This window comes from Rossellomorea sp. NS-SX7 (genome assembly GCF_052828565.1).
Window position 1 is genome coordinate 4,074,957 of the sequence record NZ_CM128249.1, and the last position, 19,265, is coordinate 4,094,221.

Below are 19,265 nucleotides of genomic sequence, written 5' to 3' on the forward strand. Positions count from 1 at the left end.
CCACCATGCCAAACTCTTATATTAATTCTAAGTTGAAAATATTCTCTCTTAATTCCAACCATGAACTTGCAAAAGAAATTGCAGATGAAGTTGGAGTAGAATTAGGGAAATCCTCTGTTAAACGATTCAGCGATGGAGAAATTCAGATCAATATCGAAGAAAGCATCCGCGGGTGTGATGTGTTCGTCATTCAGTCAACTTCTCAGCCTGTCAACGAAAACCTGATGGAACTGCTTATCATGGTTGATGCCTTGAAACGTGCATCTGCCAAAACGATCACAATCGTGATGCCTTATTACGGGTATGCACGTCAGGACCGTAAAGCAAGAGCACGTGAACCGATTACGGCCAAGCTTGTAGCAAACCTATTGGAAACGGCTGGAGCAACCCGTGTCATTACATTGGATCTGCATGCTCCTCAAATCCAAGGCTTCTTCGATATCTTGATCGACCACTTAATGGGAGTACCTATTCTGGCTGAGTACTTCCAGGAAAAAGGCTTTAAAAATGAAGACATCGTTATCGTATCTCCAGACCATGGCGGTGTAACAAGAGCACGTAAGCTTGCAGAGCGCCTGAAAGCACCGATCGCGATCATCGATAAACGCCGTCCTAAGCCTAACGTGGCAGAAGTCATGAATATCGTTGGTAATATTGATGGGAAAGTAGCGATCCTGATCGATGATATCATCGATACTGCAGGTACCATCACACTAGCGGCAAACGCATTAGTGGAAAATGGAGCGAAAGAAGTATTCGCTTGCTGTACGCACCCGGTTCTTTCAGGTCCTGCAATCGACCGCATCGAGAACTCCAATATCAAGGAATTGGTGGTATTGAATACGATCCAGCTGCCTGAAGAAAAGAGAATCGATAAGATCAAGCAGCTTTCCGTTGCCGAGCTGATCAGCGAAGCCATCATCCGTGTATACGAACAAAAATCTGTAAGTACACTATTCGATTAAGAGTTAATATCAGTGTTTGTGCTGTGATAAAGAACCCGTCCTCTCAATATGAGAAGGCGGGTTCTTTTATGTAGGAAGTAACTTCGAGTATTTTACACTTTCGGCACCTGGCCGCTCGAGAAGATTCGAGTCTCAGAGGATTCGTATACAGATAGGGGTATTGTTGAGCTGTGTATGAGGGATTTGATAATAAAAGTGTCGTTTTTGATAATATATTTCTGTTTTTGATAATAAAATTGGATTTTTGATAATATAGTGGTCGTTTTTGATAATATGCATAGAGCTGCATATTGGAAAGCTTGGATTGAAGCATAATTATGGGGGCAATTTACATGGGACGCGGTGGGATCTTAGTAGCAGCCCCCTTTTTTAATTAGATAATCTATTTTCAGCTGAAAAAAGACAAATAATCACTTACAAACGACAAAAACAGTCAGATGTAAGGTCGAACGGCCACATAGCCTGACCCCGAGGAGTTTTGCTCCGCCGGAAAAAGTCAAAGAACGATTCACGGGCATTCAGAACCTAATTCCCTCACACGTTTTAACCAATCTAAAATTCACATGTTTATTCCCCTTGCTAATAGGGTAATTACTATATATAGAAACTCGACAATCAAAAGATTAGGGAAGGTGTTGGATTAAACATGGCAACAGAATTAAAAGCAAATACAAGAGATGATTTTAAACGCTCAACTTTAACGAAGCTTAGACACAGCGGAAATATCCCGGGTGTAGTCTACGGCTATAAAACAGAGAACACACCAATTGCGATTGACGCAATCACATTCATCAAAACAATCCGTGAAGTGGGAAGAAACGGAATCATTTCCTTGAACATCAACGGTAATAAACAAAATGTCATATTAAGTGATTACCAACAGGATCACATCAAAGATGAAATCACTCATGTTGACTTCCTTGCAGTTAACATGTCTCAGGAAATCGATGCTGATGTACGCATCGAGCTTACAGGAGAGGCTGCAGGTGTAAAAGACGGAGGAGTGCTTCAGCAGCCGCTGCATGAAGTATCTGTCACAGCGAAGCCTTCAGATATTCCTGAATCGATTGAAGTGGATATCACAGAGCTTCAAGTGGGTGACACGGTAACCATCGGGGATGTACGTAATAACTACAGCGTTACATTGAATGAAGAAGATGACCGTACGATCGCTTCGATCCTGGCTCCTCGACAAGAAGAAGAAATTTCAACTGGTGAAGAGCAGGAAGAAGGCGTTCCTGAGAACGAAGAGGGCAGAGAGACTGAAGCCAGCGAAGAAAGCGAGTCTTCTGAAGAATAAAATGCATTTTTTTAGCGTAACCTTTTGCAGGTTGCGCTTTTTACGTTTATCCTAGAAGTAATAGGTCAGAATGAGGTGGAAGTATGAAATTAATCGTAGGACTCGGAAACCCGGGCTCGCAATATGAAAAAACAAGACATAATATCGGGTTTGTGATTGTTGATGCCCTTGCAGAGCGGTTAGGCGTCTCTTTAAATCAATCAAAGTTTAAAGGGGTTTACGGAACTTATCATTATAAGGGAGAGAAAATCGTCCTTTTAAAGCCGCTTACATATATGAATTTATCAGGAGAAAGCATCGTCCCGTTAATGGATTATTTCGATATAGATGAAGAAGACCTGCTGGTCATCTATGATGATCTGGACCTGCCTGTAGGCAAAATCAGGCTCCGTCAGAAAGGGAGTGCAGGGGGCCATAATGGTATCAAGTCAACGATTGCCCATCTAGGCACTCAGAACTTCAACAGGTTACGAGTGGGGATCGACCGTCCGACCAATGGAATGAGCGTCCCCGACTATGTACTCGGCAAGTTCAATAAGGAAGAACAACCGGAATTGGATAAAGTCATTTCCGACTCGGTCGATGCATGTGAAACATGGTTTGATAAGCCGTTTATTGAAGTTATGAATAAGTTTAATTAAACTCTGTGCATCCGATTTCAACGGTTGATTGGAGTGCAAGATGAAGATTTCCGCGGTAAAAGCGGAGAGCGAAGTCTATCACGGAAATCAATAGCGGTGATTAGAATGGAAAACAAAGCAGCCAGCTGAATATCTCCCTTCTATTACGTTCATACTAGTCGTATAAATGTAAATGGAGGGATATCAATTGGCTATCCACTATCATTGCCGTCATTGCGGGACAACGGTCGGGACGATTTCCAATATGTCGGTTCACTCAGAACAGCTGGGAATCCATAAACTGACTGAGGAAGAACGACTGCATATGGTTCAGTACCAGAACAATGGAGATATCCACGTTCGGACAATTTGCGAAGATTGTCAGGAGAGTCTGGAAAGAAACCCGGATTATCATCAATTGGATTATATCATTCAATAAGTTTATACAGCCTTCAAAGGAACAACGCTTTGGTAGCAGAACCAAAGCATTTTTCTGTTTATAAATAGTGCCTGATAATGGATCTGGAATGTTTGGAAATAGTGAAGCGATAGATATAGAACGATCGACGGGGAGGAGCTTACTCTTGAAAGGTATATTAAAACAAATTCACCAGAGCGAAGAACTTCAATCTCTCATTACCGGAATTGAAGAACAATTATCGGAACAGCTTGTAGCTGGACTGGCAGGCTCTTCGCGTGCCGCATATATAGCGGATGTATATGTAGAGACAAATAAATCCACCATGGTGGTTACCCATAATTTATTTCAAGCCCAGAAGATATATGATGACCTGACTCAGTTTCTTTCTGAAGAGGAAGTCTATCTGTATTCCGCTAATGAATTGATAGCAGCGGAGCTGAGTGTAGCAAGTCCGGAGCTGCGGTCCCAGCGGATTGAAGTGTTGAATAAGCTGGCAAAAAATCAAAAAGGTGTGTACATTGTTCCTGTTGCGGGATTAAGAAAGATTCTTCCCGACAAACGGATGTGGGAGAAAAATCAAATCACCTTTACGTATGGAGAAGATATCGATCTCGATGATGTATTGAATCAGTTGGTTCAGATGGGGTATCAGCGTACAGGAATGGTAAGCACCCCGGGTGAGTTCAGTCTCCGCGGCGGAATTGTCGATATTTACCCGTTAACCCTTCCGAATCCTGTGCGGGTTGAGTTGTTTGATACAGAAATCGATTCCATCCGTACATTTTCAGTGGATGATCAGCGGTCCATAGATAAGCTGGAAACGATTGAAGTCGGTCCTGCTTCCGAGGTGCTGATGAATTATGAAGATATGGGGAGTTTAATTCAAAAGATTGAATCCGGCATGTCCAAAAGCCTGAAGAAGATAAAAACGGACAGTGTGAAAGAAAAACTCACAGAATATATTGGTCACGAAATCGCGCAGCTTGAGAATGGGCAGATCCCTGAACAGATCTTTAAGTATCTCTCCCTGGCTTACGAAACGCCTAGTAGTTTGCTAGACTATTTGCCGGCTGACAGTGCGATATTCTTTGATGAATACAGCAGGATCCTTGAAATGAGTGATTCCCTGGAAAAAGAAGAAGCAGAGTGGTATACATCTCTTTTGCAGGAAGGGCAAATCATTCACGATATTTCCGTTTCTCACAAATTTCAATCCCTTACAGCCAATACGAAGCTGCCTAAGGTTTATTTCTCGTTGTTTCTACGGCATATCCCCAATACAAGCCCTCAGAACATTTTCAATGTCACGGCCAAACCGATGCAGAGTTTTCATGGGCAGATGAATGTCTTGAAGGCAGAGCTGGATCGCTGGAAGAAAGGGAAATACACCGTTGTTCTGCTTGGTCCGGATGAAGAACGTGTAAAGAAGCTTCAGCGTGTACTCGATGACTATAAAATTGAAATCGCGTTTGTCGAAGATGGTTCCAAGTTATTAAAAAGCAAGGTTCAAATGATCAATGGAAGCCTTACGAGCGGATTCGAGCTCCCGATGCAGAAGCTCGCTGTCATCACAGAGGAAGAGCTGTTCAATAAAAAAACAAAAAAGAAACCGAGAAGGCAGAAGCTTTCAAATGCTGAACGGATCAAAAGCTACTCCGAACTGAAAGTCGGGGATTACGTGGTGCATGTCAACCACGGGATCGGAAAATATTTAGGGTTGGAAACACTGGAAATCAACGGCGTGCATAAGGATTATCTTCACGTCAAATACCAAGGCAGCGATAAGCTCTATGTTCCGGTAGAGCAAATCGAGCTTGTCCAGAAGTATGTCGGCTCCGAGAGTAAAGAACCCAAGCTTTATAAGTTAGGCGGCAGTGAGTGGAAAAAGGTTAAATCCAAGGTGCAGTCGTCCGTTCAGGATATTGCAGACGATCTGATCAAGCTTTACGCAGAGCGTGAAGCGGCAAGAGGTTATGCCTTTTCCCCTGATGGTGATATGCAGCGTGATTTCGAAACAGCCTTCCCTTATGAAGAGACGGATGATCAATTAAGGTCGATTCATGAAATAAAGCACGACATGGAAAAAGAACGTCCAATGGATCGATTGCTGTGCGGAGACGTTGGGTACGGTAAGACCGAAGTGGCCATCCGTGCTGCTTTTAAAGCAATTGCAGATGGAAAGCAGGTTGCCTTCCTCGTCCCTACGACAATATTGGCGCAGCAGCACTATGAAACCATCAAGGAACGCTTTCAAGACTTTCCTATTGAAATCGGATTGCTAAGTCGTTTCCGGACGAGAAAGCAGCAGCAGGAGACGATCAAGGGACTGAAGACGGGAACGGTGGATATCGTTGTGGGTACACACCGCCTTTTATCTAAAGATATCGTATATCGTGATATCGGATTGTTGATCATTGATGAAGAACAGCGATTTGGTGTTACGCACAAAGAAAAGATCAAACAGCTCAAAACGAATATTGACGTTCTGACATTGACGGCGACCCCGATCCCCCGTACCCTTCATATGTCGATGCTCGGGGTGAGGGATCTGTCTGTCATAGAAACACCGCCTGAGAACCGATTCCCGGTCCAGACGTATGTGATGGAATACAATGGTCCGCTGATCAAAGAAGCGATTGAGCGGGAATTGGCGAGGAACGGTCAGGTATACTTCCTCTATAACCGTGTGGAAGATATTGAACGTAAAGCGGATGAAATATCGATGCTCGTCCCTGATGCAAGGGTGGCATATGCTCACGGTCAAATGAGTGAAAGTGAGCTGGAGTCAGTCATATTAGGCTTCCTTGCAGGTGAATACGATGTACTTGTCACGACGACCATCATCGAAACAGGGGTTGATATTCCAAACGTCAATACACTCATCGTTTTTGACGCAGACCGAATGGGCTTATCGCAGCTGTATCAGTTGAGAGGGCGTGTTGGACGCTCGAACAGGGTGGCATATGCTTACTTTACGTACCGGAAAGATAAAGTACTGACGGAAGTAGCTGAAAAACGGCTTCAGGCGATCAAGGAATTCACAGAGCTTGGATCCGGATTTAAAATCGCCATGCGTGATTTGACCATCCGAGGCGCAGGGAATCTGCTCGGTGCACAACAGCATGGATTCATCGACTCTGTTGGATTTGATCTTTACTCACAAATGCTGAAAGAAGCGATCGAAGAGAGGAAGGGTGATCTGCCGAAAGAGCCCGCTTCCACCTTTGAGGTTGATATTGAAGTAGATGCCTATATCCCTGACGACTACATCAAGGACGGTCATCAAAAGATCGAAATGTACAAACGCTTCCGTTCGCTTTCATCTCTCCCGGAAATAGAAGAACTCCAGGAAGAGATGCTGGACCGATTCGGGGAGTACCCTGAAGAAGTGGAGTATCTGTTCCTCATTTCCGAAATGAAGATATATGCGAAAAATACGGACCTGGAAGCAATCAAGCAGGAACAGAAAACCGCCAATATTTATATGTCCCCTGAAGGAACCAACCGGATCGACGGATCCAAAGTATTCGATCTGTGCAACAAACACGGACGTGCCGTGGGACTTGGAATGGAAGGATCGAAATTAAAGATCTCCATCAATACCGCACGCCTTGAAACATCGAAATGGTTCCACATGGCATACGACATCATCAAGAACCTGGATACAGCACTAAAAGAAGAAAACCACGTTTCTTGATGACAGCCTTTTATTTATTTTGATCAAGAAAACAATTAGAGGGAAGCGGTTATTCTTTTTGTTTAAGAAAAAAGTCTCACTCACAGCCGTCACTTTCGATACAATCAGATGATTTTCGACATTTAATTCTAATATTCGTTATCACATTGTAACTGAACTGTAAACGCGTTTACTGGTTTATTTTACTATGATAGGGGTATAAGTATTAATGCAGCTGCCAACTTTGGAAAAAGTAACCTGCACTAGCATTTTAGTGAAATTACAGAAAAAATAACTGAATGTGTATAGAACTTCTAAGATGTAAGATACTAAACTCAACAATGGCAAAGTATTCAAAGTAAATGAATGCCTTGCTAAATAAAAATCATCTGATGAAAGTGAGGCAACTATAGATGAAAGCAACTGGAATTGTTCGTCGTATTGATGATTTAGGACGCGTTGTTATTCCGAAAGAAATTCGCAGAACGTTAAGGATCCGCGAGGGAGATCCACTTGAGATCTTCGTTGATCGTGACGGGGAAGTCATCTTAAAGAAATATTCTCCTATCAGTGAGCTCAGTGATTTTGCGAAGGAATATGCGGAAGCATTATACGACAGTTTAGGAAGTGCGGTCCTGATTTGCGACCGTGATGCGGTGATCGCTATTGCCGGTGCATCAAAGAAAGAGTATTTAAACAAAAACGTAAGTGAATTAATTGAAAAAGTGATGGATGATCGTACATCCCTTCTACACACTCAGCAGGGACAAGCTGAACTAGTAGATGGACATGATGAAGATGTGAATTCATATACGATCGCTCCGATTGTAGCAAATGGAGATCCAATTGGTGCCGTTGCTATTTTTTCAAAGGATCGCACTGTTGGTGAAGTGGAACAAAAGGCAGTGGAAACGGCAGCTGGCTTCTTGGCAAGGCAAATGGAATCATAATTTGAAGAGAGTGGCACCTGCCACTCTTCTTTTTTTTGAAAGGGGCAAGTCGCCTCCACCAAGCCGCTTTCGCTTTTCATTGTCCAGCTCCAGTGGCTAGAGGCTCGAGGTCATAAGCCAAAAACACCAAAAGGCAAAAGAACGCCTTTCCGGTGTTTTCATCTTAAGCTTGTCGCCTCTGTGCATGCCGCTTCCGCTTTTCATTGTCCAGCTCTAGCGGCTAGAGGCACATGTCATAAGCCAAACCGCCCAAGAAGGCAAAGAGCGCCTTCATGGCCGATTCGTCTTATGCCACCCGCCTCTGATCAAGCCGCTTCCGCTTTTCATTGTCCAGCTCCAGCGGCTAGAGGCTCGAGGTCATAAGCCAAAAACACCAAAAAGGCAAAAGAACGCCTTTCCGGTGTTTTCGTCTTATGCTTGTCGCCTCTGTGCAAGCCGCTTCCGCTTTTCTGCATTTATGATAAAATGTCAATTATATACTGGATATACGTTTGTACATATGCTCGGTTTTAGTTTTATATGGAAAGGCAGGAAGCTCGGTGAGGAAGCAGTACTCCTCCAAGCAATTTCTTAAAGGGGCCATGGTATTGACGGTGGCTGCTCTCTTGACGAAGATATTGAGCGCCGTGTATCGGGTTCCTTTTCAGAATATCGTTGGAGATATCGGTTTTTATATATATCAGCAGGTTTACCCTTTTTACGGGATAGCGATCGCGTTATCCACTTACGGATTTCCTGTTATCATTTCAAAGCTTGTCGCTGAGAAGCTTGAAGAGAATGATGAGGAAGGGGCGAAGGATGTGGCCCTGACCTCGTTTCTGTTTTTGTGCATCGTAGGGTTGATATGGTTTCTGATCATCTATTTCGGTGCTGGCCTGATTGCCGGATGGATGGGGGATCCGCATCTCGTTCCGCTAATCCAGGTCATTTCCCTGTCATTTTTACTTCTGCCCCCTTTGTCTGCAATGAGAGGATACTATCAAGGAAAAGAAAACATGCTTCCGACTGCAGTCTCACAGGTGGCAGAACAGAGTTTCAGGGTTGTTACGATCCTGGTGTTTTCATTCCTGTTGGTGAGTCAGGGCTATTCATTATACACAGTTGGAAAGGGTGCGTTATTCGGCTCGATCATCGGGGGGATAGCGGGTATCATCGTGCTGATTTTTTTCTTTGCATTGAAAAAGGAACCGCTTCTGTCATCGGGGATCTTCACGCTATCGAAGGGTTATCTCTCCATTTGGAAAAGGTTGTTGAAGGACGGGACAGCTATTTGTGTCAGCGCTATGCTGTTGATCCTTCTTCAATTCATCGATTCATTAAACGTATACGCATTATTGACTTCCTCCGGCATGGAAGAAAGTGCTGCCAAACAGTGGAAGGGAATTTATGACCGCGGACAGCCTTTTGTGCAGCTGGGGAATGTGGTCGCCACCTCTATTTCACTCACCATCGTTCCTTTGGTGACGAGTGCTTTTATAGGTAAGAAAGAGTCACTGGTGAGAGAATACAGTCAATTATCGTTAAAAATCAGTATCATCATCGGCTTCGCTGCATCGCTCGGTTTGATCAATCTCATCGTCCCTACGAATACGATGTTGTTCGAGAATGCCTCCGGTTCCGATGTGCTTGCCGTTTTTTGTGTCTCGATTTTTTTCAGCTGCTTGATCCTTACATTCTCGGGGATATTCCAGGGGATCGGAAGCATTTATTATCCGGCGTTCTGCATCATTGCCGGAGTCATCTTTAAATATGCAGGGAATGCCAGTCTTGTTCCTGCATTCGGTACGATGGGAGCCTCTCTTTCAACGATTTTATCCTTGGCGATGATCACGCTTCTGATGGTTTTAAGGTTAAGGAAGATCTTCCCGATCAGACTGATCGATTCCTCATTTTTTAAAACACTGTTCGTAAGCGGGGCTGCGATGACCCTTACGCTTCAGGCATTGATGCTGCTGTATGAGATCGTTTTGACAGCCGGGATGCCCGAACGCGGAATGGCAGTCGTCTTCTCTTTGGGAGGAGTGTTCATTGGCGGGGCGGTGTTCATGGTTGTTTTACTGAGAGGGAATGTGCTGAGTCAGGAAGAGATCGGCTTTCTGCCCTTTGGAAGCAAGTGGGTGCGGCTGATGGAGATAATCCAGCCAATTACAAAAAGCAGATAGGAGAATCATATGAATACCATAACAATTGTCGGCCTGGGAGCTGGGGACATGGAGCAGCTGCCTTTAGGTGTTTATCGCATCATTAAAAATAGCGATTTTTTATATTTACGGACAAAAGAACATCCTGTGGTGAGCGATTTAATAAAAGAAGGAGTGACATTTCAATCCTTCGATGAAATCTATGAAAAACATGACCGATTTGAACAGGTGTATGAAGAGATTACAGAGGTGCTTGTTTCTCGCGCTGAAAAAGGGCCGCTGGTCTACGCTGTACCAGGCCATCCGCTTGTTGCCGAAAAGACGGTTCAGCTTCTGCTGGATCTTCATCAGCAAGGAAAGATTGATGTAAAGGTCGGAGGCGGCCAAAGTTTCATTGATGCACTTTTTGCATCTGTCGGAGCCGATCCGATCGACGGATTTCAATTATTGGATGGGACAAGCCTGAGGCTTCAGGATATCCATATGAACCAGCAGCTCATCATCGGACAGGTATATGACGGCTTTATCGCCTCTGAAGTAAAGCTGACGCTGATGGAACTTTATCCATATGATTACGAAGTGAAGCTCGTTACCGCTGCAGGCAGCAAGGATGAGAAAGTGGAAACCATCCCTCTCGTTGAGCTAGACCGCGCGGCGGGTCTCAGTAATTTAACGAGTCTCTATGTCCCGGCTGTTAAAGAGATGGAGGCTTCCTTCAAGCAATATGGAACGCTGAGGGAAATCATCTCAACCTTGCGGGGGCCGAACGGATGCCCGTGGGATAGGGAACAGACACACCAATCCCTGAAGAAGTATTTGATAGAAGAAACCTATGAATTACTGGAAGCCATTGATGAAGATGATATTGATCATATCGTCGAGGAGCTTGGGGACGTCCTCCTTCAAGTCATGCTTCATGCCCAGATCGGGGAAGATGAAGGAATGTTCACGATGGAGGAAGTCATTGAAAGCATCGCTTCTAAAATGGTTCGCCGCCATCCTCATGTGTTCGGAACGGTCGATGTCGAAAATACCGAGCAGGTCAAGATGAACTGGGAAAAGATCAAACAGAAGGAAAAAGGCGGAACGGAAGAACCCGTGTCTATGCTAAAAAATACTGCTAAGGGAATGCCGGCTCTCATAAAGGCATATGAATATCAAAAAAAGGCGGCCAAAGTAGGCTTCGACTGGCCGGATGTAAAAGGCGCCTGGGCTAAAGTATGGGAAGAATTGAAGGAATTCGAGAAAGAAGCGGAGAATAATAGTGAAACCGCAATAAAGAAAGAGTTTGGGGATATCTTGTTTGCTCTTGTCAATGTTGCGAGGTTCTATAAAGTGTTTCCCGAGGAAGCGCTGGCGATGACCAATACGAAGTTTTACCGCCGCTTTTCCTATGTAGAGGAAAAAGTCCGCAGCTCGGGAAAGGCCTTTGACGATTTTACTCTGGAAGAACTTGATGCCTTCTGGAATGAAGCGAAAAAGAAAAATATCGAGTAGGGGAGTTTTATTAATGGTATCGATGAGATTGGATAAATACTTGAAAGTATCCAGATTGATCAAAAGAAGGACGCTTGCGAAAGAAATCGCCGATCAGGGCAGGATCCTTGTCAATGGCACACAGGCCAAAGCAAGCTCCAATGTAAAAGTCGGGGACGAGCTAAGTGTAAGGTTTGGACAAAAAGTGATGAGGGTAAAGATAGAAAGGCTGCTTGATACAACCAAAAAAGAAGAAGCATCAAGCCTTTATTCCGTCATTTCTGAAGAAAGAATCAAAGAGGAGTCGGAGTAAGCACGTCTTATTTTTGTTCTTAAACACCCCCCGTATACATACATATAGTACAAAGCTTGTACTATGTGAATGTGAGGGATAAATATGAACCAATATTATGATGGAAACAAAGACAAGACTTCTTACCAGGAACATGATGTCATCATGAGAGGCAGGAAGCTGCTCGATATCACCGGAGTCAAACAAGTGGAAAGCTTTGATAACGAAGAATTCCTGCTCGAAACGGTCATGGGTATCCTGTCAGTAAGGGGTCAGAACCTGCAAATGAAAAATCTCGATGTCGATAAAGGGATTGTCTCGATTAAAGGAAAGGTGTTTGATCTGATTTACTTGGATGAACACAATACGGAGAAGGCTAAAGGACTCTTTAGCAAGCTATTTCGATGACTCTGACGACCCAGTTTTACACCATGCTTTCCATGATAGGCATGGGAGCTTTATTTGGTGCGTCACTGGACACCTATAGTCGGTTCTTAAACCGTTCCCAGCGGAAACGGTGGCTGGTTTTCATAAACGACCTGTTGTTCTGGATCTTTCAAGCTCTGTCGATTTTTTATACGTTATTTTCGGTCAACTCCGGGGAGCTTCGCTTTTATATCTTCATTGCGCTGCTTTGTGGATTTGCCGGATACCAGGCACTGCTTAAACAAGGATATCTTCACTTGTTGGAAAAAATGATCCGTTTTATTATTTCTCTTTACAATTTTTTGGTTTCAATGGTGAAAAAAGTACTGTATACGCCGATAAAATGGTTAGTGGTTTTACTGATTACGCTGGTTCTTTCTATAGCGAAGGGGCTCTTGAAAGTCGTGACCTTCCTGCTGAAGGTAGTTTATTCCATCATTAAATGGGCGATTAAGCTCGTATTGAGTCCGGTTTGGTGGATTCTTAAAGGTATATGGAATTTATTGCCGAATCATCTTACAAAAAGAGTCGAGAAGTTATATAATAAAATGGCAGGATTTATTACGGTCTATATCAAAAAAATATATAGAGTCATAGAAAAGGTGAAAAAGCGCTTTAAAAAATAGCGCCTTTTCCCTTTCCTTCTGTCTCTAGTAAAAAAGGAGGTTTTGGAATGAGGAAAAACGTTACGTCCATGGAAAATGAATATGTCCGCAACCAGGAACATATACATAAGTCTTCATCTAAGAGAAAAAAGCGTTTGGTTCGAAGATTGTCCTTATTTTTCGTTTTAGTGCTGGCAATTAGTGGATTTTTGATCTCGACTCTCATTTCCAGAGCCCAAATGTTAGAAGAAAAACGCACAGAAAAAGCACAGCTTGAAGATAAAATGGAACAACTGAAAGATCATCAAAGTGCCTTGGAAGAAGAGATCGTCAAGCTTAACGACGATGAATACATTGCCAAGCTTGCACGCCGCGATTATTTCTTATCCGACGAAGGTGAAATTATTTTTAATATCCCGGAACCGGAGAAAAAGAAAGAATAAGAAGAGGTGTCTTATTGACACTCTTTTTTTTAATTGGCTATAATATATAGTAAGGTTTATCTTTTATTATTTTAAGGAGGAGCATTTCTTTTATGTCAATCGAAGTAGGCAGCAAGTTACAGGGTAAGGTAACAGGCATTACAAATTTTGGAGCGTTCGTGGAGTTAGCGGAAGGTTCAACTGGTTTAGTACACATTAGTGAGGTTGCGGACAACTACGTTAAGGATATCAACGAACACCTTAAAGTTGGCGATGAAGTAACAGTTAAAGTTATTAATGTTGAAAACGATGGGAAGATCGGTTTATCCATCCGTAAAGCGAAAGACCAGCCACAACGCCCACAGCGCCAGCAGCGCCCTCAGCGTCCGCGTAACAACAAACCAAGTGATACACGCCCGAAGGAGAACTTCGAGCAAAAGATGGCACGCTTCTTGAAAGACAGTGAAGATCGTCTGTCATCTTTAAAGAAGAACACTGAATCCCGACGCGGCGGAAGAGGAGCGAAAAGAGGCTAACTTGCTGTCTATTAACTAATATAGCAGGTTGTACGACAGGAACAGGCACATTCATTATTGAGTGTGTCTGTTTTTTTATTTTATTAAAGAGGATTTACACTGTACTCCACCGAATATATGTTTGTAAACAGACAAATGGGGTGGCGGTAAAATGAATAAGGAAGAACTTCTCGATCATCATGACTATTTTATATCCTGGCTTAAAGAGTTGAATCATATAGAGGAAGACAAATGGTATGCACCGATGGAGGAAGGGAAATGGTCGATTGGTGCAAATGTGTCGCATATCATGAAATGGGACCGATATTCCGTGGAACACATCTTGCTGCCGGATCTCCAAGACGGAGCGGTTCTTCCTCCATTTCCGGAGTTTGAGGAGTTTAATCGTAAAGCGGCGGCTTATGCTCAAGGTGAAAGGACTCAGGGACACTTGCTGGCGGAAAGCGTTGAAGCGAGAAGGTCCATCAGGGCATATATTGATTCTTTGACTGAGGAAGAACTCGATCTGTCATTTGAAGTAGGTGACCATCTCTATACATTAAGGGAATTCTTCGAGGATTTCATGGGACACGACAAACATCATCAGAATCAGATCGAAGAAGCGCTCTATAAGGAAAAAGCATAAGTGACACAAAAAAAGACTATCCATTCTTGGATAGTCTTTTGAAATATGACCCGTACGGGATTCGAACCCGTGTTACCGCCGTGAAAGGGCGGTGTCTTAACCGCTTGACCAACGGGCCTTAACAATATGGTAGCGGCGGAGGGGATCGAACCCCCGACCTCACGGGTATGAACCGTACGCTCTAGCCAGCTGAGCTACACCGCCATATGTTTTAAGCACAAAATCTATAATACATAGAAACAAAAATCTTGTCAACAGATATTATAAAAGAATTTGTCAAAATTCCTTCAAGTCAGTCTGTGTCTAAGTCATAGGTGGTAATTGAAAAAATAGAAACGTTTATAAAATGAAATATTCAGAATATTATAACGGAATGAAGGGAATGCCGTCGAAACATTCTTAGGCTCGATTCCCTCATTTTGACAAACTTCTGAACTTGTCCCATTTATACTTAACAAAAAAGTAAATGGGGAGTGTTTGTTACATGGGTAAAGCCAATCAGACAATCATAGAACCTGTTCAAAATGTAGACATTGAACACACCAGACTGGAATTGTCTAAAGGAATCAAGTCCATCTATTCCAAATTGGAATGGCTGTTTGTGCAAAAGGGGATCGCACTGTTCATCATCGGTTTTTTACTGGGAAGGGCACTCATTCTGTCGCATTTGACTCCATTCGCGCTTCCTTTCTTTGCCTCTGTGTATCTCGTACGGAGGGAAAAGTCCCCAATCGCTCTGTTGGGGCTGCTTGCAGGGTCCGTTACATTATCGTTCTCTAGTATCAGTTATACGTTTGCAAGCACGATTATATTCCTATTAATCTTTCGTTTAACACAAAAATATCATAAAAATGAACTGAAATATGTTGCGTTTTATGTGTTATTCACTGTGATAGGAGTCAAGCTTTCGTTCAATTACATCCAGCAGGATCAAGTCATTACGATATACAATGGTGTCATGGCACTGATTGAAGCGAGTCTGGCCTTTCTGTTAACGTACATTTTCATTCAAAGTGTACCGCTGGTGACGGTTCAGCGCAGAAGACGCTCACTAAAAACAGAAGAAGTGGTCAGTCTGATCATCCTTCTCGCTTCCATCATGACCGGGACAATCGGGTGGGCAGTATACAGTCTGTCCATTGAACATATTTTATCCAGGTACCTGGTTTTATTATTTTCGTTTGTGGCAGGGGCTACAATCGGTTCAACAGTAGGGGTCGTAACCGGTCTGATTTTCAGCCTGGCGAGTGTTGCGAGCTTTTATCAAATGAGTTTGCTTGCTTTTTCGGGTCTTCTGGGCGGATTGATGAAAGAAGGGAAGAAATTTGGAGCGGCAATTGGTTTGTTAATCGCTACCCTGCTTATGGGAATGTACGGAGATAGTGATACGGTTTTGACTAAAACACTGTATGAATCCGGTGTGGCGATACTCTTATTGTTCCTGACACCTCAGAGTCTGGCGGTGAAAATTGCGAAACATATTCCGGGGACACCCGAATATCAGCAGGAACAGCAGGGATATATGAGAAGGGTGAGGGATGTGACTGCAAACAGGGTCACTCAATTTTCTTCTGTATTTCAGGCGTTATCCAAAAGCTTTCAGCAAATAGAAGAGCAGTTTGAAGAGGAGGAAGATAAAGAGTTTGATTATTTCTTGAGCAATGTCACAGAAAAGACGTGTCAGACGTGCTTTAAAAAGGACCAGTGCTGGTCAAGGAATTTCGATAAAACCTACAATCTGATGAAAGATGTGATGAATGAGTTCGATCAAGGGAAAATCCCGCTGTCTCCCCGCCTTCACCGGGAACTGGACAAACACTGTACGAAAGAAAAGAAGCTTCAGGACACGATTTATCAAGAGCTGACATTTTACCAGGCCAATCTCAAACTGAAAAAACAAGTGAAAGAGAGCAGGAGGCTGGTAGCCGATCAATTACTGGGCGTCTCAGAAGTCATGGGCAATTTCGCGAAGGAAATTCAAAGAGAAAGGGAAAATCATCATATACAGGAGGAGCAAATACTCGCAAGCATCAATGAATTCGGCATAGAGATCGAAAATATCGAAATTTATAACCTGGAACAGGGAAATGTGGATATTGATATGACGATTCCATACTGCGGAGGCCATGGACAGGGAGAAAAACTGATTGCACCGATGTTATCGGATATATTAGGAGAAAATATCGTGGTCTATAAGGAGGACTGTGCTCAATTTCCAAATGGTTACTGTCAGATGACGTTCAGGTCTGCGAAGAAATTTGTAGTGGATACAGGAGTATCGCATGCTGCCAAAGGGGGAGGTCTCGTATCGGGTGACAGTTATTCAATGATTGAACTTGGTGCCGGCAAATACGCGGTTGCCATCAGCGACGGCATGGGAAATGGTGAACGCGCCCATTATGAAAGCAACGAGACTCTCAGGCTGCTCCAAAAGATACTGGAATCGGGAATAGAAGAGGAGGTAGCGATTAAATCCGTTAATTCCATCCTGTCACTCAGGACGAATGATGAAATTTTCTCTACCCTTGATTTGGCGATGATCGATCTTCAAAATGCATCTTCGAAATTTCTGAAGATCGGATCGACCCCGAGTTTTATTAAACGTGGAGACAAAGTGATGAAGATAGAAGCCAGCAATCTTCCGATGGGAATGCTGCAGCATGATTTTGATGTGGATGTCGTTTCGGATCAGCTGAAAGCGGGGGATCTGCTGATCATGATGAGTGACGGGGCCTTTGAGGGACCTAAACATGTAGAAAACTATGATGTGTGGATGAAACGTAAAGTGTCGGAACTTCAAACCGATGATCCTCAGGAAGTCGCGGACATTCTAATGGAGGAAGTGATACGCTCAAGCTCAGGTTTAATAGAAGATGATATGACGATTGTGGTATCAAAAATCAAGCATAATATACCGAAGTGGTCGTCTATCCCTGTACAAAAAAATCATGAAAAAGATAAGAAAAGAATCTCTTAAGAAAGGAGATCCCCTCTATAAATATAGTGAAATGAAGTATAAATTCCTCCTGATTCGGCGAAGATGATACCATCTTTTGAATTAGGAGGGGAGTCTGATGAAGACAGGTACACTTCGTCAAATTCTATTGATAACGGATGGCTGCTCGAATCAAGGGGAAGACCCGATTGCCATGGCGGCACTTGCCAAGGAGCAGGGTATTTCAGTAAATGTCATAGGAGTCATGGATAATGATGTGATTGATGATAACGGCATGCAGGAGATTGAAGGAATCGCTCTATCGGGCGGCGGGGTAAGTCAGATTGTCTATGCCCAGCAGCTTTCGCAAACCGTCCAGGTGGTAACGAGAAAAGCGATGACACAAACCCTTCAAGGGGTAGTGAATAATGAATTAAAGCAAATCCTCGGTAAATCTGCTTCGATGGAAGAACTGCCGCCTGATCAGCGCGGGGAAGTAATGGAAGTAGTGGATGAGCTGGGAGAATCTGTGGACATGGAAGTGTTGATTCTTGTCGATACGTCTGCAAGTATGAAACATAAGCTCCCGACAGTCAAAGAAGCCTTGCTGGACCTGTCTTTGAGCTTGAATGCTAGAATGGGAGATAATAAATTTTCTGTGTTCGTATTTCCCGGGAAACGACAAGATGTCGAAAAATTGCTGGATTGGACACCAAAACTCGAAACACTTACGAGTATTTTCTCTAAATTGTCCCCGGGCGGCATTACTCCAACCGGACCGGCCATCTCAGAAGCATTGAGTTATTTCAAGAAAAAACGTTCATTAAGGGGATTGCTCTCTCGTGGCGATGATGAACAATACTTCGAAGAAACCATTTAATTTCCCTGCGGGGACAGTGATCAGGGGAAAATGGTATAAACAAATTTATACGATTGTTAAAGAGTTGGGGTATGGTGCCAACGGAATGGTGTATCTGGTGCAGGGAGCTTCCGGCTACCTGGCATTAAAGATGAGTGACAGCAATGTCTCCATCACTTCTGAAGTCAATGTATTGAAGTCATTTTCAAAGGTCCAGGGAACTCCCCTTGGACCTAAATTGCATCAGGTGGATGATTGGGAGACCAGAGGCCAGAGAATACATTTTTATACGATGGAATATATACAAGGTATGAATCTATTGCAATTTGTACAATCGAAAGGCTCTGCCTGGACAGGTGTACTGATCGCACAGCTGCTCTCTGACCTTGGAAGGATTCATGATGAGGGCTGGGTGTTCGGAGATCTGAAACCTGAAAATCTGATCGTCACAGGACCACCTTACAGGATACGCTGCATTGATGTAGGAGGGACCACGATACAGGGAAGGGCGATCAAAGAATTCACCGAGTTTTTCGACCGCGGATACTGGCTTGGGGGTTCGAGGAAAGCAGAACCTACCTATGATCTTTTTTCGGTCGGCATGATTTTAATCAATTTAGCTTATCCAGGACGTTTCAATAAGACGGGAACAGGGAATATGCAGCAATTAAGAAAGGCCATCGGAGCGAAAGACCAATTGAGCAAGTTTCAGTCTACAATCGAAAAAGCTTTAGAAGGGAGCTTTCGTTCTGCAGGTGAAATGAGAATGCATTTGCTGAATGGCCTCTCGCATAGCGGGAAAGCTCAACCTGCTGTCTCCAGGCCAGCCAGAAAGTCCGCAGCATCTTCATTTTCCAGTCAGCCTACTTCAAAGCCAAGCAGGGTTCAGAAACAAAAGCGGAAGAAATCGAGTCACTTCCTTGAAACTGTGCTGGTTGTCATGATTGTGTCGCTTCTATATGTCTTATATATCTACGGAGAGCTCATGTAGATTAGTAGTACCAGAAGGGTGAAAT

17 protein-coding genes and 2 tRNA genes are annotated in these 19,265 nt (G+C 43.5%); 17 read left to right on the forward strand and 2 right to left on the reverse strand.

From position 1 onward, the window contains the following. The first annotated feature begins 5 nt into the window (after nt 1-5). The 14 genes from ACUXV2_RS20170 (at nt 6) to ACUXV2_RS20235 (ending at nt 14,455) form a co-directional block, all read left to right on the forward strand. Nucleotides 6-965 (forward strand): ribose-phosphate diphosphokinase, encoded by a 960-nt coding sequence (locus ACUXV2_RS20170; protein ID WP_446244902.1) that lies wholly within the window; start codon nt 6-8, stop codon nt 963-965. Nucleotides 966-1,611: 646 nt separating this feature from the next. After that, nucleotides 1,612-2,265 carry a 50S ribosomal protein L25/general stress protein Ctc gene (locus ACUXV2_RS20175; protein ID WP_446244903.1) on the forward strand — a complete coding sequence of 218 codons (654 nt, stop codon included), beginning with the start codon at nt 1,612-1,614 and terminating at the stop codon, nt 2,263-2,265. 83 nt (nt 2,266-2,348) lie between these two features. Next, nucleotides 2,349-2,906, forward strand: a complete 558-nt coding sequence (pth, locus tag ACUXV2_RS20180; RefSeq protein WP_446244904.1) for an aminoacyl-tRNA hydrolase — start codon at nt 2,349-2,351, stop codon at nt 2,904-2,906. 187 nt (nt 2,907-3,093) lie between these two features. Beyond that, nucleotides 3,094-3,324, forward strand: a complete 231-nt coding sequence (locus tag ACUXV2_RS20185) for an anti-sigma-F factor Fin family protein (protein WP_446244905.1) — start codon at nt 3,094-3,096, stop codon at nt 3,322-3,324. Nucleotides 3,325-3,469: 145 nt separating this feature from the next. Continuing rightward, nucleotides 3,470-7,003, forward strand: a complete 3,534-nt coding sequence (gene mfd / locus ACUXV2_RS20190; RefSeq protein WP_446244906.1) for a transcription-repair coupling factor — start codon at nt 3,470-3,472, stop codon at nt 7,001-7,003. Between the two features lie 392 nt (nt 7,004-7,395). Continuing rightward, nucleotides 7,396-7,932 (forward strand): stage V sporulation protein T, encoded by a 537-nt coding sequence (gene spoVT, locus ACUXV2_RS20195; protein WP_446244907.1) that lies wholly within the window; start codon nt 7,396-7,398, stop codon nt 7,930-7,932. Nucleotides 7,933-8,471: 539 nt separating this feature from the next. After that, nucleotides 8,472-10,094: a putative polysaccharide biosynthesis protein gene (locus tag ACUXV2_RS20200; protein ID WP_446244908.1), complete on the forward strand. Its 1,623-nt coding sequence runs from the start codon at nt 8,472-8,474 to the stop codon at nt 10,092-10,094. A gap of 9 nt (nt 10,095-10,103) precedes the next feature. Continuing rightward, nucleotides 10,104-11,570 carry a nucleoside triphosphate pyrophosphohydrolase gene (gene mazG, locus ACUXV2_RS20205; protein ID WP_446244909.1) on the forward strand — a complete coding sequence of 489 codons (1,467 nt, stop codon included), beginning with the start codon at nt 10,104-10,106 and terminating at the stop codon, nt 11,568-11,570. 22 nt (nt 11,571-11,592) lie between these two features. After that, nucleotides 11,593-11,862, forward strand: coding sequence for an RNA-binding S4 domain-containing protein (locus ACUXV2_RS20210; RefSeq protein WP_071618324.1), 270 nt, complete (start codon nt 11,593-11,595; stop codon nt 11,860-11,862). Nucleotides 11,863-11,946: 84 nt separating this feature from the next. Continuing rightward, nucleotides 11,947-12,249: a sporulation protein YabP gene (gene yabP, locus ACUXV2_RS20215; protein ID WP_175989764.1), complete on the forward strand. Its 303-nt coding sequence runs from the start codon at nt 11,947-11,949 to the stop codon at nt 12,247-12,249. Beyond that, nucleotides 12,246-12,893 (forward strand): spore cortex biosynthesis protein YabQ, encoded by a 648-nt coding sequence (gene yabQ / locus ACUXV2_RS20220; RefSeq protein WP_446244910.1) that lies wholly within the window; start codon nt 12,246-12,248, stop codon nt 12,891-12,893. Before yabP ends, yabQ begins: the two co-directional genes overlap by 4 nt. A 47-nt stretch (nt 12,894-12,940) precedes the next feature. Next, nucleotides 12,941-13,315 (forward strand): FtsB family cell division protein, encoded by a 375-nt coding sequence (locus ACUXV2_RS20225; protein ID WP_446244911.1) that lies wholly within the window; start codon nt 12,941-12,943, stop codon nt 13,313-13,315. A gap of 92 nt (nt 13,316-13,407) precedes the next feature. Then, the gene (locus ACUXV2_RS20230; protein WP_446244912.1) at nt 13,408-13,830 is read left to right on the forward strand and encodes a S1 domain-containing RNA-binding protein; all 423 of its coding nucleotides are present in this window, start codon (nt 13,408-13,410) and stop codon (nt 13,828-13,830) included. A gap of 151 nt (nt 13,831-13,981) precedes the next feature. Continuing rightward, the gene (locus ACUXV2_RS20235) at nt 13,982-14,455 is read left to right on the forward strand and encodes a DinB family protein (protein ID WP_446244913.1); all 474 of its coding nucleotides are present in this window, start codon (nt 13,982-13,984) and stop codon (nt 14,453-14,455) included. A gap of 46 nt (nt 14,456-14,501) precedes the next feature. Here the strand turns inward: ACUXV2_RS20235 and ACUXV2_RS20240 are convergent. After that, a tRNA-Glu gene (locus ACUXV2_RS20240) sits at nt 14,502-14,573 on the reverse strand. Between the two features lie 9 nt (nt 14,574-14,582). Further along, a tRNA-Met gene (locus tag ACUXV2_RS20245) sits at nt 14,583-14,659 on the reverse strand. 280 nt (nt 14,660-14,939) lie between these two features. On the opposite strand from ACUXV2_RS20245, the gene spoIIE reads away from it, so the two are divergent. The 3 genes from spoIIE (at nt 14,940) to ACUXV2_RS20260 (ending at nt 19,240) form a co-directional block, all read left to right on the forward strand. Continuing rightward, complete coding sequence (gene spoIIE, locus ACUXV2_RS20250) at nt 14,940-17,432, forward strand: stage II sporulation protein E (RefSeq protein WP_446244914.1); 2,493 nt, start codon at nt 14,940-14,942, stop codon at nt 17,430-17,432. A 97-nt stretch (nt 17,433-17,529) separates the two neighbouring features. Then, nucleotides 17,530-18,270 carry a VWA domain-containing protein gene (locus ACUXV2_RS20255; protein WP_446244915.1) on the forward strand — a complete coding sequence of 247 codons (741 nt, stop codon included), beginning with the start codon at nt 17,530-17,532 and terminating at the stop codon, nt 18,268-18,270. Next, nucleotides 18,239-19,240 carry a protein kinase domain-containing protein gene (locus ACUXV2_RS20260; RefSeq protein WP_446247117.1) on the forward strand — a complete coding sequence of 334 codons (1,002 nt, stop codon included), beginning with the start codon at nt 18,239-18,241 and terminating at the stop codon, nt 19,238-19,240. Before ACUXV2_RS20255 ends, ACUXV2_RS20260 begins: the two co-directional genes overlap by 32 nt. Nucleotides 19,241-19,265 lie beyond the last annotated feature (25 nt).